This is a genomic window from Streptomyces sp. NPDC049954, from assembly GCF_040656295.1.
GTDB lineage: Bacteria > Actinomycetota > Actinomycetes > Streptomycetales > Streptomycetaceae > Streptomyces.
In genome coordinates, this window is the sequence record NZ_JBFALS010000015.1 from 23157 (window position 1) to 48366 (window position 25210).

22 protein-coding genes are annotated in these 25210 nt (G+C 71.5%); 10 read left to right on the top strand and 12 right to left on the bottom strand.

The window, feature by feature from the left end; translation table 11 throughout:
- Positions 1-456 precede the first annotated feature (456 nt).
- The 3 genes from AB0J21_RS27835 (at position 457) to AB0J21_RS27845 (ending at position 4238) form a co-directional block, all read left to right on the top strand.
- The gene (locus AB0J21_RS27835; protein WP_363148883.1) at positions 457-1353 is read left to right on the top strand and encodes a helix-turn-helix domain-containing protein; all 897 of its coding nucleotides are present in this window, start codon (positions 457-459) and stop codon (positions 1351-1353) included.
- 314 nt (positions 1354-1667) lie between these two features.
- Entirely contained in the window at positions 1668-3101 is a 1434-nt protein-coding gene (locus AB0J21_RS27840; RefSeq protein WP_363149013.1) for a GH1 family beta-glucosidase, read from the top strand.
- A gap of 120 nt (positions 3102-3221) precedes the next feature.
- A complete protein-coding gene (locus AB0J21_RS27845) occupies positions 3222-4238 on the top strand; it encodes a LacI family DNA-binding transcriptional regulator (RefSeq protein WP_363148884.1) in 1017 nt (338 codons plus the stop codon).
- A 39-nt stretch (positions 4239-4277) separates the two neighbouring features.
- Here the strand turns inward: AB0J21_RS27845 and AB0J21_RS27850 are convergent, their stop codons facing one another.
- Positions 4278-5108 (bottom strand): AraC family transcriptional regulator, encoded by an 831-nt coding sequence (locus AB0J21_RS27850; protein WP_363149015.1) that lies wholly within the window; start codon positions 5106-5108, stop codon positions 4278-4280.
- 137 nt (positions 5109-5245) lie between these two features.
- Between AB0J21_RS27850 and AB0J21_RS27855 the strand changes: the two genes are divergently transcribed.
- Entirely contained in the window at positions 5246-6028 is a 783-nt protein-coding gene (locus tag AB0J21_RS27855; protein ID WP_363148885.1) for a phytanoyl-CoA dioxygenase family protein, read from the top strand.
- Between the two features lie 85 nt (positions 6029-6113).
- On the opposite strand, the gene AB0J21_RS27860 is transcribed toward AB0J21_RS27855, so the two are convergent.
- The 5 genes from AB0J21_RS27860 to AB0J21_RS27880 form a co-directional block, all read right to left on the bottom strand.
- The gene (locus AB0J21_RS27860) at positions 6114-7496 is read right to left on the bottom strand and encodes an ADP-ribosylglycohydrolase family protein (protein WP_363148886.1); all 1383 of its coding nucleotides are present in this window, start codon (positions 7494-7496) and stop codon (positions 6114-6116) included.
- Positions 7497-7617: 121 nt separating this feature from the next.
- Positions 7618-8973 carry a GH1 family beta-glucosidase gene (locus AB0J21_RS27865; protein ID WP_363148887.1) on the bottom strand — a complete coding sequence of 452 codons (1356 nt, stop codon included), beginning with the start codon at positions 8971-8973 and terminating at the stop codon, positions 7618-7620.
- An 83-nt stretch (positions 8974-9056) separates the two neighbouring features.
- Positions 9057-10409 carry a right-handed parallel beta-helix repeat-containing protein gene (locus AB0J21_RS27870; RefSeq protein ID WP_363148888.1) on the bottom strand — a complete coding sequence of 451 codons (1353 nt, stop codon included), beginning with the start codon at positions 10407-10409 and terminating at the stop codon, positions 9057-9059.
- A 1553-nt stretch (positions 10410-11962) separates the two neighbouring features.
- Positions 11963-12934 (bottom strand): zinc-binding dehydrogenase, encoded by a 972-nt coding sequence (locus tag AB0J21_RS27875; RefSeq protein ID WP_363148890.1) that lies wholly within the window; start codon positions 12932-12934, stop codon positions 11963-11965.
- Positions 12935-13179: 245 nt separating this feature from the next.
- A complete protein-coding gene (locus tag AB0J21_RS27880; RefSeq protein ID WP_363149016.1) occupies positions 13180-14073 on the bottom strand; it encodes a LysR family transcriptional regulator in 894 nt (297 codons plus the stop codon).
- 157 nt (positions 14074-14230) lie between these two features.
- On the opposite strand from AB0J21_RS27880, the gene AB0J21_RS27885 reads away from it, so the two are divergent.
- The gene (locus tag AB0J21_RS27885) at positions 14231-15400 is read left to right on the top strand and encodes an alpha/beta hydrolase (RefSeq protein ID WP_363148891.1); all 1170 of its coding nucleotides are present in this window, start codon (positions 14231-14233) and stop codon (positions 15398-15400) included.
- Positions 15401-15469: 69 nt separating this feature from the next.
- Here AB0J21_RS27885 and AB0J21_RS27890 read toward each other — a convergent pair whose 3' ends face one another.
- Positions 15470-16135, bottom strand: a complete 666-nt coding sequence (locus AB0J21_RS27890) for an alpha/beta fold hydrolase (RefSeq protein WP_363148892.1) — start codon at positions 16133-16135, stop codon at positions 15470-15472.
- A 700-nt stretch (positions 16136-16835) separates the two neighbouring features.
- Here AB0J21_RS27890 and AB0J21_RS27895 point away from each other — a divergent pair.
- Both AB0J21_RS27895 and AB0J21_RS27900 read left to right on the top strand, forming a co-directional pair.
- On the top strand, positions 16836-17441 hold the full coding sequence (locus tag AB0J21_RS27895) for a SigE family RNA polymerase sigma factor (RefSeq protein ID WP_363148893.1): 606 nt from the start codon (positions 16836-16838) through the stop codon (positions 17439-17441).
- Positions 17438-17746, top strand: a complete 309-nt coding sequence (locus AB0J21_RS27900; protein ID WP_363148894.1) for a hypothetical protein — start codon at positions 17438-17440, stop codon at positions 17744-17746. The genes AB0J21_RS27895 and AB0J21_RS27900 overlap by 4 nt, the downstream gene beginning before the upstream one ends.
- A gap of 441 nt (positions 17747-18187) precedes the next feature.
- Here the strand turns inward: AB0J21_RS27900 and AB0J21_RS27905 are convergent, their stop codons facing one another.
- Together AB0J21_RS27905 and mca are read right to left on the bottom strand one after the other, a co-directional pair.
- Entirely contained in the window at positions 18188-18427 is a 240-nt protein-coding gene (locus AB0J21_RS27905; RefSeq protein ID WP_363149017.1) for a hypothetical protein, read from the bottom strand.
- Between the two features lie 30 nt (positions 18428-18457).
- Entirely contained in the window at positions 18458-19339 is an 882-nt protein-coding gene (gene mca / locus AB0J21_RS27910; protein WP_363148895.1) for a mycothiol conjugate amidase Mca, read from the bottom strand.
- 243 nt (positions 19340-19582) lie between these two features.
- Between mca and AB0J21_RS27915 the strand changes: the two genes are divergently transcribed.
- Both AB0J21_RS27915 and greA read left to right on the top strand, forming a co-directional pair.
- The gene (locus AB0J21_RS27915) at positions 19583-19975 is read left to right on the top strand and encodes a DUF4307 domain-containing protein (protein ID WP_363148896.1); all 393 of its coding nucleotides are present in this window, start codon (positions 19583-19585) and stop codon (positions 19973-19975) included.
- Positions 19976-20171: 196 nt separating this feature from the next.
- Positions 20172-20669, top strand: coding sequence for a transcription elongation factor GreA (gene greA, locus AB0J21_RS27920; protein ID WP_363148897.1), 498 nt, complete (start codon positions 20172-20174; stop codon positions 20667-20669).
- Between the two features lie 203 nt (positions 20670-20872).
- Here greA and AB0J21_RS27925 read toward each other — a convergent pair whose 3' ends face one another.
- The 3 genes from AB0J21_RS27925 to ilvA form a co-directional block, all read right to left on the bottom strand.
- A complete protein-coding gene (locus AB0J21_RS27925) occupies positions 20873-21742 on the bottom strand; it encodes an ABC transporter permease (protein ID WP_363148898.1) in 870 nt (289 codons plus the stop codon).
- The gene (locus tag AB0J21_RS27930) at positions 21739-22938 is read right to left on the bottom strand and encodes an ATP-binding cassette domain-containing protein (RefSeq protein WP_363148899.1); all 1200 of its coding nucleotides are present in this window, start codon (positions 22936-22938) and stop codon (positions 21739-21741) included. Before AB0J21_RS27930 ends, AB0J21_RS27925 begins: the two co-directional genes overlap by 4 nt.
- Before the next feature lie 186 nt (positions 22939-23124).
- The gene (gene ilvA / locus AB0J21_RS27935) at positions 23125-24375 is read right to left on the bottom strand and encodes a threonine ammonia-lyase (protein ID WP_363148900.1); all 1251 of its coding nucleotides are present in this window, start codon (positions 24373-24375) and stop codon (positions 23125-23127) included.
- A gap of 216 nt (positions 24376-24591) precedes the next feature.
- On the opposite strand from ilvA, the gene AB0J21_RS27940 reads away from it, so the two are divergent.
- Complete coding sequence (locus AB0J21_RS27940) at positions 24592-25140, top strand: MarR family transcriptional regulator (protein WP_363148901.1); 549 nt, start codon at positions 24592-24594, stop codon at positions 25138-25140.
- Positions 25141-25210: the final 70 nt, after the last annotated feature.

Here is a 25210-nt window from a genome sequence, read left to right on the forward strand (position 1 = left end):
CTGTCACCCGCACCGTGGACAGGACGTGAGAACGCGTCGGCCCGGGGGGCAGACGCGCGGAGTTACCGGTGCCGTCGTGTCAGGCCCCCGCGCCGAGCCGGCACGGCACGCGTGCCGGGGCGGGGTCCTGACTGCTGGCTGAACCTGCGCCGTCCGGTCCTGCCGGTCTCCCTCGCGAGGGAGCGTCCCGGTGACCACCCGGCCGGGGCCGGGAGGGGCCGGACGACGTCACACCGGCCGGGGCCCCGGTAACTCCGGTTCCGCCGGGCGCTTCCCGGGCCGCACGGACGGCGGACAATCCAGCCGGTACCCGCCCACTTCGAGGGGGAGAACAGTCATCGCTCCTCCTCGTCGACGTGGGTTAATCCGGATGGAACACTGCTGACACACGTCATGGAACCGCGCCCAGCCTGCAGGTTCCTCCTGTCGGCTCCTTCGACCTTCCTGGATCCTCAGATGCTGGAATCACTCACCCCCCGTACCGACCCGTCGATGCTCGCCTGCTGGCGCGGCCTGCCCATGTTGATGGAACGGGCCCACCGGCACGACGACATCGAGTTGAACCTCTGCATGGACAGCGAGCTGATCTATATCGTGGGAGGGCGTCAGCTCACCTTCGCGCCCGGGGAACTGGTGGCCTTCTGGGCCGCGATACCGCACAAACTGATCCACGTGGCCCCCGAGACCCCCATGGGGTGGCTCTACATCCCGCTGACCACCTTCCTGGGCTGGCGACTGCCTGCGGCCGGCGTGACGGCCCTGCTGCACGGCGAGCCGGTACAGACCGGCAGGGCCGGCCGGCAGAAGGGGGACGCCGACCTGCTGAGCCGGTGGCAGACCGACCTGAGCACCGACGACGCCGAGTTGCACCGCATCGCCCTGCTGGAGATGGAGGCGCGGATGCGCAGGCTCGTCCACCAGTCCTTTCCCGGCGCGCGGGACGCGGACGAGCCCGGGGGGCACAGGTCGGTGGAGCACGCGGCCCGGATGGCCCAGTTCATCTCCGCGCACTTCCGTGAATCACTCACCGCCGAGCGCATCGCGGCCAGCATCCCCCTGCACCCGCACTACGCCATGACGCTGTTCAAGGAAGTCCTGGGAACGACGCTGAACGGGTACATCAACCAGTGCCGGGTGGCGGATTCCCAGCGGCTGCTGATCACGACGGACCGGCCCGTGGCCGAGATATCCGCTGCCGTCGGCTTCGGCTCGCTGAGCAGCTTCTACGCGCACTTCACCGAGACCTGTGACACCTCACCGGGCAGCTACCGCAAGGCCCACCACGGCCGTACGCCGTTCGCGAGCGTGGCCGGGGACGACCCGGTCACCGTGATCGACAGGGCCTCCGCCTGATCCCCGGAGAAGTGTCCGTCAGCGGCCGCTCGCGTGGCGCTCACCGCCCCCGCCGCACCACCCTCATCGCATTGAACACGGGGAGAAATTTCAGCGGACGAGGACGAGGAGGTGTGCCGGAAGCGCGAAGGACCGCGCCGCTTCATCCGGGCTCGTACCGCTTCAACCCGCTTGCGGATCGTCTCACAGCGGGGATTCTCCACTGAACGATTGACCGCGACTTCAGTTGTCTGTTCAATTCCGGTACGTGCGTCACCTCCACCCCATCCGTCTGGAGAATCGTGGACACCACTGCGAAGCCCACTCACCTCGGCATGCGCCCGCACCCCTCGCTGACCCACGTGCGCGAGGACTTCGTGTGGGGGGTGGCGACGTCGTCGTACCAGATCGAGGGCGCGGTCGGCGAAGACGGCCGGGAGCCCTCCATCTGGGACACGTTCTGCCGCACTCCTGGGGCAGTCGCCGGAGCCGAGAACGGTGATGTGGCCTGCGACCACTACCGCCGTATGCCGCAGGACGTCGAGACGATCGCCGGCCTCGGTGTCGACGCCTACCGCTTCTCGGTCGCCTGGCCGCGCGTGCAGCCGCAGGGGAGGGGACCGGCCAACGCCAAGGGCCTGGCTTTCTACGACCGGCTCGTGGACGAACTGCTCGCCCGGGACGTCGATCCGTGGGTGACCCTGTACCACTGGGACCTCCCCCAGCGGTTGGAGGACCTCGGCGGCTGGCCCCACCGTGACACCGCCTACCGTTTCGCCGACTACGCGGGGCTGGTCTTCGACGCCCTGGGCGACCGGGTCCAGCACTGGACGACCCTCAACGAGCCGTGGTGCTCGGCCTTCCTCGGCTACGCGGAAGGGGTCCACGCCCCGGGGCGCCGCGACCCGCAGGCCGCGTTCAGCGCCACGCATCACCTGCTGCTCGGCCACGGTCTGGCAGCACAGCGGCTGCGGGCCGCGGCCGACAGGCCCGTCAGCGTCGGTATCACCCTCAACGTCAGCGACCACCTCGCCGCCAGTGACAGCCCCGCCGATCTCGACGCGCTGCGCAGGGCCGACGGCGTGTCCCATCGTCTCTTCCTCGACCCCCTGCTGCGGGGCGGCTACCCGGCGGACGTCGTGGCCGACATCGCACGCGACGACCTGCGCCTGCCGGTCGTGGACGGCGACCTGGAGACCATCGCGGAACCGGTCGACTTCCTGGGGATCAACCACTACACCCACCTCACCTTCGCGGCCGACCCCGAGGCCGGCGAGGGCCCGGCGTACAACGGCGGCATGAAGACCGTCCCCACCGGGGCCGAGCAGACGGCCATCGGCTGGGAGATCGTGCCCGACGGCCTGACCCGCCTGCTGCTGCGCCTGACCCGCGAGTACCCGGGCACTCCGCTCGTCGTCACCGAGAACGGCGCGGCGTTCGACGACAGCGTGTCCGGCGACGGCCGGGTGCACGACGACCGCCGGGTGGACTACTTCAGCGCCCACATCGCGGCGGTGGACGAGGCAGCGTCCCAAGGCGCCGACGTCCGCGGCTACTTCGCGTGGTCGCTGATGGACAACTTCGAATGGGCCGAGGGCTACCGGCGGCGGTTCGGACTGGTTCACGTGGACTACGCGACGCAGGAACGCAGGCTGAAGGACAGCGCACGCTGGTACACGGCGCTGCTCGCCCAGCACCACTCCCGCGCAGCGGCCACCCCGGCGGCAGCCACTTCGCCGTCGCCTGAGGGAGGGGGCGGGCGGCCCTGAGCGCGGGCAGCCCCGGTAGGTCCGCTTGCGCGGACCGGTGAATACTGTCGGTCCCACCGGAGAGCCGGTGGTGCGGGGTGCCGGACGGGTGTGCCGGGCGGACGGCGGACGGAGCGACGGGTGGCGGGCAGAGCGACGATGCGGGAGGTGGCCGACCGGGCCGGTGTGGCCATCGGCACCGTCTCCGCCGTGTTCGCCGGGAAGACCTGGGTGTCTGCGCGGACCCGGACGGCTGTGCGCGAGGCCGCCGAGGAGATCGGCTACACACCGCCCGCACGGGGACTCGCCCGTCCCGCCGTCACCGATCTCGGGTTCGTCTCCTGGGTGGAAGAGGCCTTCTCCCCCGCCAACCCCTATTTCGCACGGGTACTGCACGGCGCCCAGCAGGCGTGCGCCGACCACGGCATCTCCCTCCGCTTCGAGGTGGCCGACCCCGCCTCCGCGCCCTTGCCGCTGTGCGTGGAACGCGCGGAGGTGGCCGGCGTACTGGTGCTGGGGCACGCCGTTGACGACGCGTACCTGCGTCGCGTGCTCGACCGGGGGGTTCCGGCCGTCCTCCTGGAGTGCGAGCCGACCGGCCTCTCCGTCGACCATGTGCGGCACGACGACGAGAAGGGCGGCCATCTCGCCGCCGCACACCTGTTGTCGCTGGGCCGGGTGCCACGGATGCCCGGAGTGGTCTCCGCCGACGAGCGGATCACCCCGGTACGGGCCCGCCTGGCGGGCTTGCGCAGGGCACTCACCGAGGCGGGGGTCGGTTTCGACCCGCGATACGTGCGGCCGGGCACACTGGACATGGCAGGCGGCCTGCGGGGCATGACCGAGCTGCTCGCCCTCCCGGTGCCGCCCTCGACGGTCCTCTGCGCCAACGACGAGTCCGCGCTGGGGGCCCTGGAGGCGCTGCGGTTGCGCGGGCTGCGGGTTCCGGACGACGTCGCGGTGGCCGGGTACGACGACATTCCGCACGCCCAGGTCTCGGACCCCCCGCTCACCACGGTCGCCACCGACAAGGAACTCGTCGGCGCGCAAGCCGTGTGGCACCTGCTGGAGCGCCTGCGGCGGCCCCACATCGCAAGCCGGGACACGCGGCTCGCGGTGCGCCTGGTGAAACGTGCGTCGACGCTCGGCGGCGTCTGACCTTCCGCACACGACCCTCCGCCCGGAGGGCCCGGACCGTCACCGGCCCTCGGTCCCCCCGGTGCCGTGACGGTACGCGCTGGGCGGTGCCCCGAAGTGCGCGCGGAAGCGGCGGGAGAAGTGGAACTCGTCGTGGAATCCGTAGAGGCGGGCGACCTGGCGGACCGTCATCGTGGTCATGCGCAGCAGCCCCGCCGCCTCCCGGAGCCGGTGTCCGTTGCGGTACGCCAGCGGGGCCTGGCCCACCTCGGCCACGAACCGCCGCCGGAACGTGTCGTACGGCAGCCCCACCGCCGCGGCGACCTCGCGCAGGTTCACCGGCGCCCGCAGGTCCTCGGTCAGGAGGGCACACGCCTGCTCGACGGGGCCGCGTGGTCTCGTGGTGCCGGGGGTGTCGGCCGCTGTGATGTCGACCAGCAGGCCGGCGAGAGCGAGGAGTTGGTGTTCGGCCTCGGTGACGTCGGCCTGACCGGCCGCGAGCACGGCTCTGAGGGCGGGTGCCGGGACCGGTGTCCGCGGAAGGCGCGGACCGTTCCCGGCCAGGATGCCGACGGCGGCGAGCGTGTCCGTCAGCGGGCCGGTGACGATGGTGAAGAGCTCCGTCCAGGGGGTCCCCGGCGGCGTTCCGTACCGGTGGGGCACGCCCGGAGCGACCACCGTGACCATGCCCTGCTCGATCGCCTGTTGTCGTCCTTCGTCGTCGTGGTAGGTGCCGCTGCCCTTGATCACATGGGACACGACCCATCCCGGCGCCGTCCTGAACCTGTCCGACGGCAGAGGCTCGGTGTCGACGAGCTCGCCGGCGAGCAGTATCCGGCCGAGCCGCGTCGGTCGTCCGTCGACCCTGAAGATCCGGTCACCCGGGGTCATGGCATTCACCGCCCAGAACGTACATGCATCGGTCAGGACATCCATTCACGCGCCCCGGCGGGCGCCCTAGCGTTGCCACCACGGATCCGGAAGGACACCTCACCCGGCGCACCAGTCAGCACAAGGAGAGACCCAGCATGACCACGGACTCAGCCGAGCACAGCCGCACCGCCCTGGTCACCCAGGAGATGGCCGACCAGTACCGCCGGGACGGCTATTTCGTCATCGAGTCGGCACTGCGGCCCGAGGAACTCGAACTGCTGCGCAGCGGTGCCGACCGCTCCGTCGCGAAGACGGACGCGGCGATGGACGCGGCCGGCGCGGACCGGCTCGGCATCAACGCGCGCGGCAAGCGCTACTTCAGCAACATGAACTACCAGGACCTGCCGGAGCTGCGCCAGTTCCTCTTCGGCGAGACCATGGCGGAGATCTGCCGGGCCGTCCTCGGCCCGGAGGCCTACCTGTTCTGGGAGCAGTACGTCATCAAGGCCGGCGACAAGGACACCTCGTTCGCCTGGCACCAGGACTCCGGCTACGTGCACGAGGACCACGAGCCCTACCTCACGTGCTGGATCGCCCTCGACGACGTCACCGAGGAGAACGGCGCCGTCTACCTGCTCCCCTACTCCCGGTCCGGCATCCGCTCCTACATCAAGCACATCAAGGACGAGCGGACCAACGACCAGGTCTGCTACTTCGGGTCCGACCCGGGGGTACCGGTCGTCGCTCCGGCCGGGTCCATCGCGGTGTTCTCCAGCGTGATGATCCACCGCAGCGGTCCCAACCTCACCGACCGCTACCGCCGCGTCTACACGGCCCAGTACTCCGGCGAGATCGTCAGGAAGAAGGCGGAGGACGGCGGGGAGCCGTACGGTGCGTTCGAGCGGTTCCTCGACGGCGGCAGGATCGTCGGGGCCTGACCGGTGTGAGGGGTGGTGCCCGCGGCTCGCGGGCACCACCGGATCACGGCCACCGGATCACGGCCACCGGATCACGGCCACCGGTTCACGGCCGGCCGGGAGGTGTCGCCCCGGCGGCTCCCAACACGCGCGCGGGGAGCGCCGCCACCCGGTCGGCGGCAGCGGACAGTGAGTTCTCGTACCACCCGGCCAGCCGGGTGTGCAGCACGTCGTTGAACGGGGCGGTCCACCGTTCCTCCAGGTACCCGGGGCCGAAGTACACGCCCAGCAGGGAGCCGGCCGTCGCACCGTAGCTGTCGGTGTCGTTGCCCTGGCTGACCTGCTTGCAGATGCCGTCGCCGACGTCCGAGGCGAAGCGCAGCGTGTTGATCAGGGTCCCGCTCTCCTGGAAGACACGGCAGTGGCCGTACTGCGCGTACCGGCCGTGGATGGCCCGGTAGCCCTCCAGCCAGTCGTGTGCCTGCGCCACCAGCCCGAGCGAGTCCGAGACGATGGCGAAGAAGCGGCTGCGCTGCGGTACGTAGCGCAGCGCGGTGGCGAAGACGTCCAGCGGGTCGGTGGCGGTGAAGGCCGCGGCGATGGCGGCGGCCGCGAACATCGCCCCGTAGATCCCGTTGCCACGGTGAGTCAACGACGCGTCGCGCCAAGCGAGTTCGGCCGCGAGGTCGGGACGGCCCGGACAGGCGTAGCCGTAGGCGTCCGCGCGGATCATGGCGCCGCACGCTTCGTCGCCGGGGTTCAGCCGTGCCGGAAGTGCCTCCAGCTCCTCGGGCGTCATCGTCGGGTAGTCGTCCAGGCCCATCGCGAGGCCCTGACGGGTGAGGAACGTCCGCTCCGGCCCCCAGGTGAAGGCGAAGGGGATGTTCTCCAGCCACATGCTCCGCAGGTTGGCCTTGGTGAAGCCGGGCCCGTACCGTTCGAGCGTCATCACCCCCAGCAGCGTGTAGTTGATGTCGTCGTCCGGGACCACCTGGGTGATGTTCTCCCGGGTGGTCCCCGGCCAGTCCGGGTGGAAGGCACGGAAGCCGCCCGCCGTGCACAGCCCGGAGGGGATGTAGTCCCGCAGGGGCCATTCTCCGAGCCGTTCCAGAGCCGACCGCAGTTCGTCGAGGGTCGGCATGACCTCGACCGGCTTGCCCAGGACGCAGCCCGCCACCGACCCCAGGAACCCGGCACGCGCCCGTTGCCCCGCCGTCTCGGCGCACACCGCGCCCGAAGCCTCCGGGAGCAGACGGGCGGACGGGTCCTGCTCGGCGCGGATACCCGCCAGGTCGCTGGGCTCGACGTACTGCCAGTCCGCGCGTACCGGTGCCGCGTCGATCTCGGCAGCCAGTCCGGCGAGGGCCTGGTAGTCGTCCGGAAGCCGCTCCAGGCGGCCCGCCATGCCGGTGACGTCGCGGCCCTGCTCCTCCTTGTCCCGGAGCATGGCGTTCAGCTGCTGACGCAGCGCGGGGAAGGGTGCGAACACTGTTTTTCTCCCTGTGTGTGGGGTGGGCCGGGGCTCGGCGCGGCCGGCCCCGTGGCCGCCCACCAGCGGTCCGTCGTGGTCGCCGGTGGGCGGGGGTGAAGGGCCGGCCGCGGCTGTCGCGTCAGGCGGGTGCGGTCGTCTTCCGGTGGGCGTCGATCAGCTGGGCGAAGCGCCTCCCGCTCGTCTTGACGGTGCGGCGCTGGGTCGCGTAGTCGACGTGGACGAGCCCGAAGCGCTTGCCGTAGCCCCAGCACCACTCGAAGTTGTCCAGCAGCGACCAGGCGTAGTAGCCGTCCAGGGGCACCCCTTGGCGTACCGCGGACGCGCAGGCCTTGAGGTGGCGCTCCAGGAAGTCGACCCGCTCGGGGTCGTGCACCGTTCCGTCGGCCCCGACGACGTCGTGCTGGGCGGAGCCGTTCTCGGTGACGACGATCGAGGCGGGGGCGTACTCCTCGTGCAGCCTCATGAGCGTCCGTTCGAGGCCCTCCGGATGCACCTCCCAGCCCATCGCGGTCGTCCGGGCCCCGGGAACGGGCACGGCACGGAAGGAGGGCGCCGGTTCACCGGGGGCGGCGGCGACCACCTGCCGGAGGTAGTAGTTGACGCCGATGTGGTCGAGCGGGGCGGCGATGATCTCGGCGTCGCCCGGACGCTCCGGCAGGTCGACGCCGTACACCTCGCGCATGTCGGCCGGGAAGCCGCGCCCGTGCAGCGGGTCGAGCCACCAGCGGTTGCTGTGCCCGTCGGCCCGCCGGGTGGCCGCACGGTCGGCCTCGGAGTCGGTGGCGGGTTCGCAGGGAGTCAGGTTGAGGACGATGCCGACGTCGGGGGTGCGCGCGGCGTTGGCCCTCAGCGCCTGGGCGGCGATACCGTGACCGAGCAGGAGATGGTAGGAGGCCTGAACTGCGGCGGTCAGGTCCGTCGTCCCGGGGGCGAGGTGGCCTTCGAGGTGGCCGAGCCAGGCCGCGCAGTACGGTTCGTTGAGGGTGGCCCAGTGCTGGACGCGGTCGCCCAGCGCCTCGGCCACCGTCGCGGCGTAGTCACCGAAACGCTCCGCCGTCGCACGCTCCGGCCAGCCACCCCGGTCCTGCAGGGCCTGCGGCAGGTCCCAGTGGTAGAGAGTGGCGTACGGGCGGATTTCCGCTTCGAGCAGGCCGTCCACGAGACGGTCGTAGAAGGCCAGGCCGGCACGGTTGACGGCGCCGTCGCCCTGGGGGAAGACCCGAGGCCAGGAGAGGGAGAAGCGGTAGTCGCTCACCCCCAGCTCCTTCATCAGCCCGATGTCCTCGGCCCACCGGTGGTAGTGGTCGCACGCCGTGTCGCCGTTGTCACCCCGCTCCACCACGCCGGGGGTCTCGCAGAACGTGTCCCAGATGGACCGCCCCCGCCCGTCGGCGGCGGTGGCTCCTTCGATCTGGAAGGCCGAAGTGGCGACTCCCCAGCGGAACGAAGGGGGAAGGCCGTGGAGGGACCGCATGGAGCAACTCCTGTTTCCTGGTGCGTGAACGAGGTGAGTGAGGGGGACGAGCGGGGTGGCGCGGGCGCGGCGACGCGACGGTTCTACGGCCTGTCCGCGTGCCGGCTGGGGACGTACTCGTACGCTCCGCGGTCCCAGCCGGCTCCCTGCGGACGGGGAACACCGGCGAAATCGGTCCTGGTCCGGGTCGGCACGCCGCTGTCGACGGCCACGGACGACGCGGTGGGCCGGAAGTCCGCCTTCTCCGGCTCCGTGCCCGGGGCGGTCAGCCGGGGATCGGCGACAAGGTCGTGCGGGCCCTGCACCTGGGGAGTCGTCCCGCCCCAGTAGACGTTGTAGTCGTAGACGACATCGGTGTTGCCCTGAATGAAGTTGGTGGGCTTTCCGGGACTCGCCACCGAGATGTTGTCCAGCACGTTCACGTCCTCGCTGTTCCAGGCACCGATGTTGGGATAGGCGATCTCACGGCCCTGGGAGTTCAGGTAGGCGGTGTTGTGAACGATGTCCACATGGCTGGACTTGTAGGCGTGGATGCCCGAACCGCCGTTGTCGTACGAGACGTTGTTCTCCACGAGCGAGCGCCCCGCGTAGGGCTTCCCCTCCGTGCCCTCGCCCGTCAGCGTGCTGTCGACGATGATCCCGTTGCCGTCCGAGTAGCAGTCGCAGGCACTCCACTTCACCTTGGTCTCGTTGCCGTACACGAGGTTGTCCCTGATGATGATCTTGTAGCCGGTGTCGCTGTCGACGTCCACGGGGGTCAGCACGGAGATGCCGCTGTTGGCGTAGACGGAGTACCACGCATTGGAGTGCACGGTGTTGTGCTCGATCAGCAGGTGGTCGGCGCCGGTGCTGGCGATCCCGCCACCCGGGCAGTCCCACACGTGGTTGCCGCTCACGACGACGTGGTGCGGTGTGCGCCCCGACGTCTTGTCCGCCCGCAGATCGATGCAGTTGGTGTTGAACTTCGCCTTGCCCGGGACGGAGCCGGCCTCGGCCTCCGCGAGGGTGTACCGGTCGCTGGGGCCGCGTACGTCGAGGCCGGTGACGGTGATGTAGGACGCCCCGGCGACCAGGACGCCGTTCCATCCGGTCACCGGCGCGATCACCGGGTGCTGCCCGGGGTACGGCCGGTAGGTGATGGGCTTGCCGGCCGTCCCCGAGCGGGTGATCTGAACGACCCCTTCCGAGGACACGTCGCCGTACGTCCCGTTCATGACGAAGACCGTGTCGCCCGGCAGCGTCCGGTCGGCCGCCTGCTGAATGGTCTTGAACGGGCTGCCGGGTGAACGCCCGTCATTGCTGTCCGATCCCTTGGTGCTGCTGACGTAGTAGGCGCCCGTATCGGCCGCTGCCGGGGGCGAGGCCGCGAGCAGCCCCCCGAGAAGCGCTGCGGAGGCGAGGGCGGCCTGGGCGACGAAGCGGTGGGTGTGCGTCATGAGGTTCTCCCTGTGACGATGAGGAGCGGGTGCGTTCCCCTCGCGGTGGCGCCGACCGGGCAGAAGCGGCCTCCAGGGCGCCCGGAGGGGCTCCCGTCCCGTGCGGCGGGGCGGTTCCGGCTGGTGGCGCGCGGACACGGTCGGCCGGGTGCTCGCGGGGAGGCGGGAGGCCGGTGCCGCCCTCCACTGCCGACCGAGCACACGGGGGGCGATGGGCGCTTGTACCGAGGGCGAGGCTCAGCCCCGCTCGGTGTGGTGCCGAGCGGAGAAGGCCGGCCCCCGGCAGGTCTGAGCGAGAGCGGACCGACCCCGGCGCGACGCCTACGTCGCGGGCGAGGAGTGCGGTTCTCCTCCCCCGGGCCCGGCGGAGACGGGGTGATGCCGGAGTGTCCCGAGCCGCAGGCGGATGCTGTCGGCGAATCCGCTGCCGCCCGGTGAGGGGACGGCGTGCCGGCCGGGACACACTGTCGCCTCGTGATTCGCCACGGCGCATTCCCTTCTCAAGACGTGATGAGTCAGCTGACCGGCTCTCGGTCTCTCGGTCTCTCTCGGACTCTCGCTCTCTCTCTTTCGGACGTTGAGGCAGCGGACGGGAACCCGGTCGAAGACCCGTCACCGGGCACGGGACTCCGCCGAACACCACCGTGTTCAGGCGGTGGAGGCAGTGGAGGCAGTGACACGGGAAGCCGGCTGGACGGAAGGTGAGCGAAGGGTGGAGGAAGGGCTGCCGACATCCGCTATGGAACTCTCTCCGCCGACCGGCTTCCTCCTGTGAGCCCGTGCAACCTTCCTGGTTCCTCAGATGACGGGAGTGCACCGTGCTCTCCGGTGTCGAGCCCGACAGTTGGCAGACCTCGACCGCTGCCGAGACCGTGTCGGACAGCGCTGTGCCGTGGGGGCCGCCGGTCTGCCGCGACGCGCGCTCCTCGCCGAGGCGGCGCCGGAGTCGCGCGGCGGCACTCCCTTGGTGAGTCACCGTCGCGGTCCCGCCAGGCGCCGAGGCCGAACGTGAACCGGCCCGTTGCGGGCAGCGGCACACCGAGCGCCGCCCGGGAACGGCAACAGCCCGGGAAGAGCCCGGGAAGAGCCCGGGAAGAGCCCGGGAAGAGCCCGGGAAGAGCCCGGGAAGAGCCCGGGAAGAGCCCGGGAAGAGCCCGGGGAAGATCGCCTTGGGAGGAGCGCAAGGAGGACACGCCCCCCTGCTGACCAGCCACTTCAGATGACGGGGCTACAAAACGCGGGTGCGTAGCCGGTCCTGTCACGCGCCCCTGCCAAGAACTTGGTGGAGCCCGGGTGGTCACAGGAAGTGGAGACGCGCACGGGTCGCGGATGCGGCAGTGAACACGTGCATGCCCGGCGGCATGGGACCCGACCTCCGCCAAGGCAGCGGCCCACTCCGCCTGCGGACGTTCCCACGGGCGGAGCGGGCCGCACTCGTTTCGTCAGCATCCGACGTCAGCGTCTGCCGAGTTCCGGCGGTGCCACTGAAACGCCGTCCGCTGCCTGGACGACGGCGCGCCGCGGTCCACGGCCGAACTGTTGGCTCCCGGACGTCACATGAGCAGCAGGGTCTTCCCCAGGGCGGTGCGGTCCTCGATCGCGGCGTGCGCGTCCGCGGCGCGTTCCAGTGGGAAGGTCTGCCCGATGACCGGCCGGACCAGCCCGGCGGCGGCCTTGGACATGATCTGCTCCGCCCAGCGCGTCACGTTCGGCCCGAAGTCGAAGAGCTGCTCGATGCCGATCACGTGCACGCGCTTGGAGCGCGCCTCGCCGGAGTCGATGAGCGTCGCCTCGCCGCTGGAGGCACCGTGCACCGAGAACCGGCCCCCACGGGCGGTCGTCTCAAAGGCGGCCCGGCCGATCTGTCCGCCGACGCCGTCGAACACGACGTCCGGTCCCGCACCACCCGTCACCTCCAGCACCCGCTTGGTCCATGACGGTTCCGTGTAGTCGACCGTGGCATCGGCACCCACTTCCCGCACCAGGTCGAGCTTGCGCGCTCCACGGGCGGCCCCGACGACCCGGCCGCCCGCCGACCGGGCGAGCTGGACCAGGAGGCTGCCGACGCCTCCGGCCGCCGCCTCGACCAGCACCCAGTCTCCCGGGCCGACACCGGCGTTGGCGATGAGCCCCTGAGCGGTGCTGCCGTCACTGTGCAGGGCGACGGCCTCCGGCAGGCCCAGCCCCTCCGGCACCGGAAACAGGTCCTGGACATCGGCGACGGCACGCTCGGCGAACCCACCCGTGCCCCCGGTCCCGGCGACGACCCGCCGCCCCAGCCACGCCGGGTCCACCCGTGCCCCGACCGAGCCCACACGGCCGGCCACCAGAACGCCCGGCACGTACGGCAACGACGGCCTGGCATGCCACCTGTCGACGCCCCGCCGTATCTGCGTCTCGACGAAGGTCATGCCCGCGACCGCCACATCGACGACGACCTGCCCCTCGCCGGCCACCGGATCCGGTGCCTGACCAGGCACGAGCACCTCCGGGCCGCCGAACCGCGCCACTTGGACCAACCGCAAACCGAACGCCTCCTCGCAGCGACCACCGGGACGCACCAGCCTGCGCGCCCCACCCTTGCCGTATCAACGACGGATCAGGCCACGACCCTTCACTCAGAGCTAATGAATCAGAGCGCGTGAATCCGGGGCGGTCCGGGCGGCAGGCCGGTGTGGTTCGCGCGCCCTGCGGTGCGGGCCTGCCGCGTCTCGCCGTGCCGGATCAACGCACCGCATCGGAGCGGCACTCCTGGAAGTGACCTGCTCCGCTACGCGCCGGACCCGGACAGGAGCCGGTCGGTGTCGGCGGACGCCTCGGCGAACCCGCGGATGAGCGGTGACTCGCTCGCCGTGCGCCAAGCGAAGGCCCACCGGCAAGCGGGCGCGTCGCGGATGGGGAGGTAGACCAGGTTGGGCCACGAGTAGAAGTCGGGCACCTCAGCCGGTACCGCGGCGGTCGCCTGGCCCGAAGAGACCGCGCTGAGCACCTCTTGCCAGGTGGTGACCCGGGGGCCGCGGCGGACGGGTCGGCCGGCCGGGGTGTACCGGGGATTGAGGACCTCCTCCATGGAGGAGGGGATCGACCCGCCCTCGACCACGGTGCAGTCGCCGAAGTCCTCCAGACAGATGGACTCCCCCTCCGCGAGGGGATGGCCGGCGCAGACCATCAGCAGGAGGGCCGAGGTGTGCGCGGTCGGCAGGACGGTCAGACCGGGCTCTTCGACCGGCAGCCACACGTACACCACGTCCACGTCACCTGACATCAGCAGGTCGAGGGGGGACGCGGGCTGGATCTCGCGGTGCTGGAGGCGGGCGTCGGGGTGGCGGGCGAGGAACAGGCCGAGCGTGTTGTCGATCCGCGCGGAGTACGGGCCCATGGTGCCGAGAGTCAGGGTGCCCGTGACGCCCTGAGCGGTGGCCCGTGCCGCCTCGATCCCCTGCGTGATCTGCCGGTGCCCGTGCTGGAGCGCTTGGTGCAGCTGCTCACCGAGGGCTGTGAGGCGCACGGTGCGCGTGGTGCGGTCGAACAGGGGAGCGCCGATCCGCCGTTCCTGCTTCTTGATCGACTGGCTGACGCGGCCCGGGCTGATGCCAAGTCGCTCTGCGGTGCGGCTGAAGTGCAGCTCCTGGGCCAACGTCAGGAAGATCTCGATCTCCCGCATCTCCAACACGGCCCCCCGATTCATTAGCGCAAAGTCAAAGGACGTTACCAGAAAGGTCGTTGATGGCCCGGCCGCGCCGAGGAAGACTGGGGCGTGCGGCACTCTGCCCGAGGGGCGCTCGCGAGCAGTGGATCGGGCTGCCGCCCCAGGAGGTACCGTGCCAGTCGGCTATCTGATCACTGTGACGATCGTCGCGCTCGGCACCCTGTGCGCACTGGTGCCGGTGCCGTGGGAGCATCCGCTGGGCCGCCCGAGCTACTTCCTCGGCCTGGCCGCCAACGAGTTGCCGTTCGCCGCCTTCTTCTGGATGCTGCTGCTCCCGACGGTGCTGGCCTTCGCCGAGGGCGACATCGACTCGGCGGGCGCCTGGGCGGTCGTCGGGCTGGCCGCCGTGACCGTGCCCGGACTCGTGGTCGTCGCCCACCGCGCGTGGAAGGACCGGGACCGGATCGAGCGCGCCGTGGCCGAAGGTCTCGGCGACGGATGGCGCTCCACCATCGACGCCGACCTCGCCGAAGGACTCCGGCGCCGCCTCCCGTGGGCCCGCGTCCTGTTCCTGCCCGTCTTCCGGCGCCGGTGGGACGTCCGGCGCGTGGCGAACCTGTCCTACGGCGACGCGGGCCGGCGCAACCGGCTCGACGTGTACCACCACCGCTCCCGCCCGGAAGGCGCGCCCGTGCTGATCCACGTGCACGGCGGTCACTACAGCGGGGGGCACAAGAACAGCCAGTCGCTGCCCCTCCTCTACCGGCTGGCCGGCCGCGGCTGGGTGACCATCAGCGCCAACTACCGCCTGAAGCCCCACGTCCGGCATCCCGACCACATGATCGACCTGAAGAGGGCGATCGCCTGGGCCCGGGAGCACGCCCACGTGTACGGAGCCGATCCGTCCACCCTGTTCGTCGCGGGCAGTTCGGCGGGCGGGCACATGGCCTCGATCGCCGCACTGACCCCCAACGACCCCGCGTTCCAGCCGGGTTTCGCGGACGCGGACACCTCCGTCACCGGGGTCGTCGTCCTGAACGGCTTCCTGGGCTCGTACTGGGACCAGGGACCCGAATCCTCCCCTCTGGGCCATGCCCGGCCCGACGCGCCCCCCATGTTCATCGTCCACGGCGATCTGGACCCGCTGGTGCCCGTGTCCGACATCCGGAAGGTCGCCGGCCGGCTGCGCCGTGCCTCCTCCGACGCCGTCGTCTACGCCGAACTGCGGGGCGGGCACCACGCCTTCGACCTGTACCACTCGCTGCGCTTCGAAGCGGTCGTCGACGCCATCGAGGCCTTCGCCGCCTGGGTGAGAACACGGGAGAGGACTCCCCGGCCGTGACTCGGCCGCAGCGTACGGGTGCGCGCTCGTCGCCATCGCCCCCGGGCCGAAGTGACTGAACTGTTCCCTTCAGCGGGAGGCGTCGTAGGAATCCACCACGAACGAGATGACCCGGTCCTGCAACGCGGTTCCTGAGGCACCGGCCCGCTTGATCATGTCTGTCCCGTGGAAGCCGCTCTTGTCGATGACGAGCTTCTTCCTGTGGGCGGCGGAGGCCGCGTAGACCTCTCGGACCTGCTCCTCCACCGCGCCGTTCATGTCGCCGGGAGACACCACCAGCAGCGTCGGGACGCTCAGCTTCTGCTGCCTCACCGCGGCCACGGCGTCCGCCTCCAGGCACCGGGCGGGTGAGGACATCATCAAGAGCCCCACCACGCGCAGGGGCGTGTCCAGGCCGGCGACCGCTGCCGTCGTACCGCCGCACGAGGCACCCGCAAGGAACACGCTCTTCGCACCGACACGGCGCAGTTCAGCCAGCCCGGCGCGGGCATCGCGGTCGATGTGCTCGTTGACGGCCACGTGCTCGGACGCACCGTGATCGCGGTACTCCGGAATCACCACGTGATAGCCACGCTCCGCCAGTCGTCTCCCGATGTCGACGAAGGAGCAGATGCTGTATCCCTGCTCGTGGTCCAGGAGGACACCGTCGGGCCCGTCCCCCAGGACCAGCGCCGACAGATGCACCTTGTCGCTGGTCGTCAGCGTGGTGACCTTGCTCCGCAGTTCCTTGGGCACGCACGTGTTGACGAGATGTCCCCGTGCCGTGCGCACGGTCCGGTCGGGCGAGCTCGGCTTGTACGGGACCGGCTCGTGATCGGGCGGCGCCGCGGGGGCACGGCTCCCGGTCCCGGACGGCACCGGCGTGGTGGACCTCGCCGCCCCGTCCGCGTCACGCGCCGGCTGGCCGCCGGGCCCGAACAGCCCGACGCCGGCCCCAGACAGACCAGCGCGGCAACGGCGGCGGCAACGGCTCTGACTCTCAGCACGGTTTCCCTCGGATCTCACCTGCACGTCGGCGTCCCGTGCGCCGGCAGGGCACACCAGTCCGTGCCGGGACGGAACATCCCTTCATGCCCTGACAGACGTACGGGCCTGCCCGAGGTTGCAGGGCCGCCATCGATGTGTGACGTCCCCGCCAAGCGGGCGGACAGACGGGCCACAGCCGCACGCCCGCACCGCCCGCACCGCCCGGGGAACTGCAACCTCTCGGTGCCCCACACGTCCTTTCGGACAGGGGGTCCGACAGGGGGCGTCCCCTGAAAGCCCTGAACCGCTTGATCACTCGACAGCTCGATAGGTCGTCCATGCCAGAAACAACCCGCCGGGAAGCCGGCTGCGGCAGCATCCCGGCGTCGCCCCGGCGCCCCGGACCGGATCACTGCCGGCCCGTGCGACGTCACGACGTCACCGCCCCGTCCGCGGGGACAGGGCGCTGATGGCCGCCGTTCTCCCCCAGAGAGGTGCTTTCCCCCGCAGCCGGTGGCGGGGGCTGCTGGCCCGCCTCTCGCAGGACCGAGGCAGAGCGGACCTCAAGGGCCGGCTGTCCGGCACGGCGGCGGAAGAGATCGACATGCTGTACCGCCACCGCAGGCTCGATCTCGTACGCCTGGCGGTCTTCCTGGTCGACGACGTCCCCACGGCGGAGGACGTCGTCCAGGACGCCTTCGCGGGCCTCTACCGGCGCCACGGCGGCACCCTCGACAGCATCGCCGATCCCGAAGCGTACGTACGGCGCAGCGTGGTCAACACCTCCAGGGACGTCCTGCGCAGGAGGCGCACCGTGCGCGCCTACATCCCCCCGCGCGTCCTCCCCGCGCCGCCACCGGAAGAAGAGGTCCTCCTCAAGGAGGAGCACCAGGAAGTACTGTGCGCGCTGCGGCTGCTGACCGTGCGCCAGCGGGAGGTCCTCGTCCTCAGGTACTGGTCGAACCTGACCGAAGCCGACATCGCCGCCACGCTGGGCCTGTCCCGTGGTGCGGTGAAGTCCACAGCGAGCCGCGCGCTCACCGCGCTGGCGAGAAGACTGAAGGAGACGCCATGACAGCCGTCGAGGACCGCCTTCGCGCCGCACTCCGGGCCCGGGCCGGCCAGGTCACCCAGCTGCGGCCGCCCCGCCCTCCGTCGGCCGGCGCGCGGATGATCGTCCACCCCGGACTGCGCAAGGCCGCGGTGGTCCTCCTGGCCGCAGTACTGGCGACCGTCCTCCTCGTACTGCCACGGCTCCTCTCCCGCGACGCCCCACCGGGACCGGCCGGCACGCCTCCACCGGCCGGCCCGAGCAACAGCACATCGCCTTCGCCCGCCCCTCCCCCACCGGACGAGGAGCCCATGCCGGTCGCACCGTAGAGCGGCCGGGGCCGGGGCGTTCCCACTCAAGGGAGATCCAGCCGGGGTATCCCTCTTCCCTCAGTGCGTCGAGGATCCGGGCCACCGGGAGAGTGCCGTCCCCCAGGAAAACGGGGGTGTGGCCGCGCCCCCCTGCCTCGTGTTCCACGCAGTCTGTGGTAGGCGGGCGTGACGGCCCCGGAGGCCGGGTGAAGCGGACGCGGAGCAGCGTCCGCCCGGTCCGGAACCGTCCCGGAACAGCTCTGCCCGGAACCGTCCGGTTCCGGGCAGAGGCATGCAGGCACGCAGGCACGCAGGCACGGTCGAGTACGGCTGCGGACACCCGCGTACGGGCCCGGCCGGGGCAACCCGCAGCCCCAGCCGTCACCCGCCCACCGGGCCACCCGGCCACCGGATGCCCGCACCGCCTCGGCCGGCCGGGCCACCGGCGGGCCGGGTGCCCTACTTCGCCTTGCCGGTGGCGGACGCCTTCCGCTGTTCCGGTGCCGCCTGGGCGGGGTTCGTCCCGTCCTGGCCCGGCGCTTCGCCCTGTTCCTTGAATTCGACCCGGCGCATGTGCCTGTTCATGGACTTCATCAGCCCCCACACCGCCACCGCCATCACGGCGAAGACGACGAACCCGAGGACACCGGGCGTCACCTTGTCGTCGTCGACTTCGGCGAGAGGGAGGAGATGGATCATGGCCTGGCCTGCGCTCGCGCTTACGCTCATTCAGCCATTGTCGCGGATGCCCGCAAACAGGTCGTCCTCGGGGAGGGAGGTTTCGACCAGAGACTTCGCGAGTTCGTACTCCTCGGTGGGCCAGATCTCCTTCTGGATCTCCATCGGGATGCGGAACCAGCCGCCGTCCGGGTCGATCTGGGTGGCGTGCGCGATGAGTGCCTTGTCCCGTACCTCGAAGAAGTCGGCGCAGGGGACGTGCGTGGTCAGCGTGCGCTCGACGTGCCCGGACTCCTCCCAGCGCTTGAGCCAGTCGCCGTAGGGCGACTCCAGTCCGCGGGCCAGCAGCGCCTCGTGCAGGGCCTCGGTACGGGGACGGTTGAAGCCCTGGTTGTAGTAGAGCTTCGCGGGCTGCCACACGGGGCCGAACTCGTCCTCCGGGTAGCGCTCGGCGTCGGACGCCCCGGCGAAGGCCACCATGGAGATCTTGTGGGTCATGATGTGGTCGGGGTGCGGGTAGCCGCCGTTCTCGTCGTAGGTGGTGATCACCTGCGGGCGGAAGGAGCGGATCGAGCGCACGAGCCGGCCGGCGGCCTCGTCGACGTCCTGGAGGGCGAAGCAGCCCTGCGGCAGCGGCGGCAGCGGGTCTCCCTCGGGGAGCCCGGAGTCCACGTAGCCGAGCCAGCTCTGCTGGACGCCGAGGATCTCGCGGGCCTCGTCCATCTCCTTCCTGCGGACCTCGTGGATGTTCTCCTCGATGTAGGAGTCGCCCTGGAGCTTGGGGTTGAGGATGGAACCCCGCTCGCCCCCGGTGCAGGTGACGACCAGCACGTCCACCCCCTCGGACACGTACTTGGCCATCGTGGCCGCGCCCTTGCTCGACTCGTCGTCGGGGTGGGCGTGGACGGCCATCAGGCGCAGCTGTTCAGTCAAGGCTCGTTCCTCGGTGATTCGTCTCTTCGTCGCGTGAGCGCGATGCTTCGTCTGCCACTGCGCGGGGCGCAGTGTCCGTCGGACGCCTGGGGCCTCGGGGACGGGGTCGTGGGGTGGGGTCGGGCGGCCGGACGGAGGCTTCTATAGTGACCGAACCGGGGGCGGGAAAATTCCGGCTTCCGCGCACCGCGGAACTCCGAGCACCGCGGCGCCGAGCACCGCGGAACTCCGAAGGGAACGATCATGACGGCGGTTCGCCCCGAAGGTCGTTACGGTCGTAGCGCCGACCGGGACGCGGACCGCAGGCTGACGGTCATCGGCTGGGTGCTCGGCGTGGTCGTACTGGCCCTGGTGGGCTGGTTCGGCTACGGCTACGTCTCCGGCCAGGACATCAGCGCCGAGGTCATCAAGTTCCAGGTGGTCACCGACCACGAGGTGCAGGTCCACCTGGAGGTCCGCAAGGACGACGGGGCCAAGGGCTACTGCACGATGCGTTCCCAGTCGGCGGACGGCGCCGAGGTGGGCCGGGCCGACTTCCGGTTCGACCAGGACCAGGGCCGCGTCGACAAGGTGGTCAAGCTGCGCACGACGGCGCGCGGCACCAACGCCGAACTGGTCGGCTGCCACACCGGCTGAGCCGCCCGGCGCCCGTTCCGCGCGGGCCCCGCCTTCCCGCGCCCCGCGCCCACGACCAGCGCCGACGAATCCGGCACGGCTTATGTCCTCCCCTCGGGGCGCCGGAATTGTTAGGCTCGTGGTTTCGCCCACCGAGGAGGGACCATCCTTCTGGTAGGGCGTTGCTTTGTATTCCGAGTACCTACGAGGAGCACCTGTGACCCAGACCAGCGACAACGTCACCTGGCTGACCCAGGAGGCGTACAACCAGCTGAAGAACGAGCTGGAGGATCTGTCTGGTCCCGCGCGCATCGAGATCGCCAAGAAGATCGAGGCGGCGCGCGAGGAGGGGGACCTGCGCGAGAACGGCGGGTACCACGCGGCCAAGGAGGAGCAGGGCAAGCAGGAACTCCGGATTCGCCAGCTCACGCAGCTCCTCGACCACGCCAAGGTCGGTGAGGCCCCCGCCGACGACGGTGTGGTGGAGCCGGGCATGGTCGTGACGATCGCCTTCGACGGCGACGAGGACGACACGGTGACCTTCCTGATGGCCTCCCGCGAGTACGCGAGCAGCGACATCGAGACGTACTCGCCGCAGTCGCCGCTGGGCAAGGGCGTCAACGGCAAGAAGGTCGGCGACGTCGCGCGGTACGAGCTGCCCAACGGCAAGACCGCCTCGGTGACGATCCTCGCCGCGAAGCCGTACTCGGGCTGAGCCGGCCCGCCGTCCCGCATCCGTGACCGTGCGGCCGTCACCGTGCGGCCGCGCGCGTGCCGCGCTCGTACGGCCGTGGTCCTCGGGGTCGCGGTGGACGCGTGCCCGTCCGGGCGCGGGACCACCCGCAGGTGTCCTCGTAGGGGCCGCCCGCCATGCCGTTCACCGGCGGCGGGCGGCCCCTGTCGGCGTGCGCGGGCGGCTCAGCTCGTGGCCCTGCGGTAGCGGCGTACGGCGAGCGTGCGGAACACGAGGACGATGAGGACCGAGTAGATCAGTGAGGCCCACACCGGGTGCTGCATGGGCCAGGCGCCGGAGGGCGCGCCGCCGGGCAGGGCGTTGCCGAACAGGTCCCGGCAGGCCTGCACGGTCGCGCTGAACGGGTTCCACTCGGCGATGTGCCCGAGGACCGCCGGCATGTTCTGCGAGGGTACGAAGGCCGTGGACACGAAGGTCAGCGGGAACAGCCACACGAGGCCGCCCGAGGTCGCCGCCTCCGGGGTGCGCACCAGCAGGCCGATGAGGGCGCCGATCCACGAGAAGGCGTAGCCGAGCAGGAGCAGCAGCCCGAATCCGGCGAGGACCTTCCCGAAGTTCTCGTGGGTGCGCCAGCCGACGATGAGGGCGACGCCCGCGAGGACCACCAGGATCAGCGCGGTCTGCGCCGAGTCGGCGAGGGTGCGGCCGCTGAGGACGGCGCCGCGGCTCATCGGCAGCGAGCGGAACCGGTCGACCAGGCCCTTCTGCATGTCCTCGGCGAGTCCGGCGCTCGCTCCGGCGGTCGCGAAGGTCACGGTCTGCGCGAAGATCCCCGCCATCAGGTACTCGCGGTAGGCGGCGGCGCTCAGTCCGGCGCCCGGCAGCGCGATGGAACCGCCGAACACGTAGCTGAACAGCACGACGAACATGACGGGCTGGACGAGGCCGAAGACCAGGACCTCGGGAATCCGCACCATCCTGATCAGGTTGCGTTGGCAAATGACCCAGGTGTCGTGGAGGGACTGTCCGAGGCCGCCGCCGGAGGCGGGCACGGGCGGGCCGTCCCGCAGCGGGCTGCTGGTCTGCGCGCTCATCGCACCGTCTCCTCGCCGTCGTCTTCGCCGTCGTCTTCGCCGTCGTCTTCGCCGTCGCCGTCCTGCGGCCGGCCGCCCCGGCCGCCCCGGCCGTCCCGCGTGCTGCCGCCGCCTTCGCCGTCCCGGGCCCGACCGCCGTCACCGGAGGCCCCGCCCGCTCCCGCCCTCGTAGCGCCCGCCTCGGGACCGTCCGGCTCCGGACCGTCCGGTGTCGTACCGTCGTCCGGCTTCTTGCCGTTCGCCGCGTCCTCGGCCTCCTGCGCCGCGTGCCCGGTGAGGGTGATGAACACGTCGTCGAGGGTGGGGCGGCGCAGCCCGATGTCGTCGATCTCGATGCCCCGGGAGTCGAGCGCCCTGATGACCTCGGCGAGCAGCCTGGCGCCGCCCTCGACGGGGACGGTGAGGCCGCGGGTGTGCTCGGAGACGGTCGGCTCGCCCCGGGCGAAGCCGCGCAGGACCTCGGCCGCCGAGGTCAGGTTCTCCCGCTCGTGGACGACGAGTTCGACGCGCTCCCCGCCGACCTGCGCCTTCAGTTCGTCGGAGGTGCCGCGGGCGATGACCCGGCCCCGGTCGATCACGACGATGTCGTGCGCGAGGTGGTCGGCCTCCTCCAGGTACTGCGTGGTCAGCAGGAGGGTCGTACCGCCCGCCACGAGGTCCTGGATGACCTCCCACAGCTGCTGGCGGTTGCGCGGGTCGAGGCCGGTCGTGGGTTCGTCCATGAACATCACGGGCGGGGACACGACGAGGGCGGCGGCGAGGTCGAGGCGGCGGCGCATGCCGCCGCTGTACGTGCGCGCCGTGCGGTCGGCGGCGTCGGCGAGGTGGAACTGCTCCAGCAGTTCACCGGCGCGGGCCTTCGCCGCCTTCCCCTTGACCTGGTAGAGCCGGCCGACCATCTCCAGGTTCTCCCGGCCGGTGAGGTACTCGTCGACGGCGGCGAACTGCCCGGACAGGCCGATGACCCGGCGTACGTCGTTGGGGCGTTCCACGACGTCGATCCCGGCGACGCTCGCGCGTCCCGCGTCGGGCCGCAGCAGCGTCGTCAGGCAGCGCACCGCCGTCGTCTTCCCCGCCCCGTTGGGGCCGAGGACCCCGAGGACGCTGCCCTCGGGTACGTCGAGGTCCACCCCGTCCAGGGCCCGGACCTCGCCGAAGTGCTTGACGAGTCCCTCGGCGTGCACGGCACCCGGCATGTTCGCTCCCCCAGTCGTCCTAGGTCGGCCGCGGCCCCGCGTCGCGGGACAGTCGAAAGCCTAGGGTCGGGTCCCCGGCGCCGCGCGCCGGAGCGCGCTCCCGGGGGACGGCCGGGACGCCCGGGGGAAACGGCCGTGGGGGGCGCTCGCGGCAGACGCGACCGGCGGGCCGGCGGGCGGGCCGGTTCAGGCGTCCCGCGCGTCACCCGTCGTCGTCGCCCCGTATCCGGCCCCGCGCAGGGCCGCCTCGACCTCGGCGCGGTGGCCGGGGCCCTGTGTCTCCAGGTGCACCTCGACCTCGGCCTCGGTCAGGGCCAGCCGGGCGTCGGTGCGGACGTGCCGTACGTCGAGGACGTTCGCGTCGGCCGCCGACAGGACGCCGAGCAGTCCGGCGAGGGCGCCGGGCCGGTCCGGCAGGCGCAGCCGCAGGGACAGGTAGCGGCCGGTCGCGGCCATGCCGTGCCGCAGGACGCCCTGGAGCAGGAGCGGGTCGACGTTGCCGCCGGACAGGACGGCGACCACGGGCCCTTCGAAGGCGGCCGGGTCGGCGAGCAGCGCGGCGACGGGGGCGGCCCCGGCGGGTTCGACGACGAGTTTGGCGCGTTCCAGGCACAGCAGGAGCGCGCGGGAGAGTTCGGCCTCGGTCACGGTGCGGATCTCGTCGACGACGTCCTTGACGAGGGCGAAGGGCACGTCGCCGGGGCGGCCGACCCGGATGCCGTCGGCCATGGTGCTGGGCGCGGGCACCGCGACGGGCCGGCCGGCGGCGAGGGAGGGCGGGTAGGGCGCCGCCCCGGCCGCCTGCACGCCGATGACGCGTACGTCGGGCCGCAGCGCCTTGACGGCGACGCCGACGCCCGCCGCGAGCCCGCCGCCGCCCACGCCGACGAGGATCGTGCGGACGTCGGGGCACTGCTGGAGGATTTCGAGGCCGACGGTGCCCTGTCCCGCGATGACGTCCGGGTGGTCGAAGGGGTGGATGAAGACGGCTCCGGTGGCCTCGGCGTACTCGATGGCGGCGGCGAGGGTCTCGTCGACGACCTCGCCGTGCAGGCGGACCTCGGCGCCGTACTCGCGGGTCGCGGCGACCTTGGGCAGCGGGGCGCCGGTCGGCATGAAGACGGTGGCGTGCACGCCGAGCAGCGCGGAGGCGAGGGCGACGCCCTGCGCGTGGTTGCCGGCGCTCGCGGCGACGACCCCGGCGGCCCGCTCCTCCGGGAGCAGGCCGGCGATCCGCACATAGGCGCCGCGCAGTTTGAAGGAGCCGGTGCGCTGGAGGTTCTCGCACTTGAGGAGCACGGGGGCGCCGACCAGCCCGGACAGGTGGCGGCTGGTGTCGAGCGCGGTGACTCTGGCGACGCCGTCCAGCATCTTCTGCGCGCCTCGTACGTCGTCGAGGGTCACGGAGGGCAGCGAACGGGCCGTGAGGTAGTTCATGCGGTCCAGTGTCCCAGCGCCCGGGGAGGGCGGGCACGGAATGGTCGCAGCGGTAGGTGAGGGATGAATCCGGATACCTCCTGCGGGGCCCCGGGTCAAGCAGGTCTGGGGAAGAAATGACCTTCCCTTGGTTTACGCACCCCCGGTCCGTATGGCGTCGTTGCCGCGTACGCTGTCCCCCAACCCAGCCAGCCAAGCATGAAGTGAGCCCCGGCCATGCCCACATCTTCGGACATGACGACCGAGAGCGATTCCGGTCTGCTCGAAACCCTCCAGCACGCCGTGGCGGTCTTCGCCCGGCGGGCGGAACAGACGCGCCTCGGCGGGATCGGCCAGGTCCGCAACTCGATGGACCGCGCCGCGTACCTGCTGCTGAACCGCCTCGACAACGAAGGCCCCATGGGCGTCAAGGCCCTCGCGGCCAGCATGGGCATCGACTCGTCCACGGTGACCCGGCAGGTGGCCCCGCTCGTGGACACCGGCCTGGTCAAGCGGACCTCGCACCCCGAGGACGGCCGGGCCGTCGTGCTCCAGCTGTCCCCGCGCGGGCAGGCCCGGCTCGCGGAGGTCCGCGCCTCGCGCCGGGCGCTGATGGCCGAGCTGACGGACAGCTGGGCGCCCGAGGAGCGGGAGATGTTCACGGCCCTGCTCACCCGGTTCAACACGGCTCTGCTCCAGCGGCAGGCGAGCCGTGAGAGCCGTGCGGACAGGGCGCCGGGCGAGAGCTCCGGTGAGAACGGTGAGGGGCCGGACCTGGCCCGCTGACCCCGGCCCGCCGGGTGGCGGCCGCGAACCCCCTGGCCGCGTGCGGGGGTTGACGGGGCGCCGTCCTGGC